We start from the raw sequence: 1,942 nt of genomic DNA on the forward strand, positions 1-1,942 counted from the left end.
CGACTTATTAGATCTAAAGGTATTTAATCACATGACAAGAGAAAAATCTAGACATTTTACGTTTCTTCTTTATCCTGATAGTGAAGGGTTTCCTGATGATTGGATGGAAAGATTAGAGAAAATTGGAGTACCAATAGCAGTAAGTCCACTTCATAATAAAGATAAAAATAAAAATAGAACTTTGAAAAAACCGCATTATCATGGAATATATATAGCTAATAACCCAGTAACTTCTGACTCTGTAAGAAATAAATTAAAAGCTGTTTTAAGTTCAGAGATTATTGAATGCAAAGCAGTGGCAAAAGTACAGGTCATTTATGAATCGGTTGAAAGTGCTTATCTTTATTTAACTCATGAAAGTAAAGATGCAATTAGAAAAAATAAGTATGTTTATGATAAAACTGAAATTAAACATATAAATAATTTTGATATTGATCGTTATATAACTATTGATGTTGAAACTAAAAATCAAACACTAAAAATATTACTTCAAATTATAAGGGCTTATTCAATTCCTAATGTTCTTGATTTACATGATTTTATTGAAAAGAATGGTGCAGGTTATGGAATTGATATGAATTTATTTTTGACAACTATTGAAAGTAAATCGAGTATTTTACGATTATATTTTGATGGTGCTTATCAACGTTCTAGAAGAGGTATTGTTCAAGAACAGAGAAAGGATTGATAGAATGAATATTTTTAATGAATACTATGAGTCTCACAATTTAGAAGAATTAAGTCGATATAGTAATTTTTCTAAAAAACAATTAGTGATTGAAGCTGAATATATGCATAATACTTTGTCTAGAATTTTAGAATATATAGATAATGGTGGAGAAGATTTGAGATATATTTATAGTGAAGTTATGGATGGAATATATGAAAGTAGGATATAAAAAAAGAGTAGTCCTGTGTGACTACTCTTTTTTTATAATGCTTTTGATTTTTTATTTTTCGTTAGAAAAATGAAAGGGAGTTAAGAGGGAATTTTCCCTCTTACAAGCAAGCGAAGCGAGCGAGTGTAAAGAAATGCGCCAGCATTTTGTATACACTTGCACTGCTTGACCAAAATGAAAAATAGCGAAAGTAGCTAGTTTGAATTTGTGTTCTTAATTTGCAAATACTGAAAGTAAGTAGTTGCAAATTTTATGTTTTTAGTGAGCGAGAGAATGACGAAAGTAGTCAGTCAGAGCGATTAATTGCTTTATAAATTTTTGAGGAACTTTTATGCCGAGAAAACTTTTGGAGAGGAGAAGACCCCCCAGAACACACTTAGAGCCGTTCACGGCGATTTTGATAGCGACAGCTATCAAATCGACGGAACATGGGCTCTTGGGGGCCTGGGGGAGCGTTAGCGTGTCAGAGGCTCGCTCCAAAAGGAAATTGGAATAAATGCAAAAAGAATTGTCGAATTGGGTTTTTAGAAAATTGATCTAAAAATTTGGTTTTTAATTTTTGGGTCAATTTTTGGGTCAATTTTCTTTTTGGGGCTTAATTTTTTGGAAATTTGGGAGAGTTGCTGGGGGGGGCTACTACGACCCCCCTTAGGTGCCGAGTGCCAAATTAGGGTGAAAACTTGATTGAACCTTAGAGCTACAAGGCTTTAGGGCTTGCTCTCTAAAAACGAAAAATCGTCTACAGAGAGCAAAAAACGTGTTTTAGAGAGCAACGAAATAGGTTTTTTTGTAAAAAAAATTGACGTAAAAAAATAAAAAATGTAAAATAGTTTTACAAATAATATTTTGAGGTGAAATGATATTGAATACAAAAAAGAGAGTTTCGATTGGATTGACAGATGAACAATATGAATTAGTAGATGAGTTAGCGAAGTCTAGAGGATTTTCAAAATCTGCAATTTTTGTGCTTGCACTTGAGGAGTATGTAAAAAAAATAGAGAAAGGTAAGGATAAATAAAAAAGCCAACGTTGGCAGACGTTGA

The 1,942-nt window shown here is 31.8% G+C and carries 3 protein-coding genes; all 3 read left to right on the forward strand.

Features of this window, described 5'->3' with window-relative positions; translation table 11 throughout:
- The first annotated feature begins 31 nt into the window (after positions 1 to 31).
- The gene (locus tag KFV11_RS11665) at positions 32 to 688 is read left to right on the forward strand and encodes a replication protein (protein WP_101142564.1); all 657 of its coding nucleotides are present in this window, start codon (positions 32 to 34) and stop codon (positions 686 to 688) included.
- Positions 689 to 692: 4 nt separating this feature from the next.
- Positions 693 to 899: a hypothetical protein gene (locus tag KFV11_RS11670; protein WP_101142563.1), complete on the forward strand. Its 207-nt coding sequence runs from the start codon at positions 693 to 695 to the stop codon at positions 897 to 899.
- Between the two features lie 859 nt (positions 900 to 1,758).
- Positions 1,759 to 1,917: a ribbon-helix-helix domain-containing protein gene (locus KFV11_RS11675; protein ID WP_101142566.1), complete on the forward strand. Its 159-nt coding sequence runs from the start codon at positions 1,759 to 1,761 to the stop codon at positions 1,915 to 1,917.
- Positions 1,918 to 1,942 lie beyond the last annotated feature (25 nt).

Origin of the sequence: Macrococcus equipercicus (genome assembly GCF_024205945.1) — a bacterium.
Taxonomy (GTDB): Bacteria; Bacillota; Bacilli; order Staphylococcales; family Staphylococcaceae; genus Macrococcus; species Macrococcus equipercicus.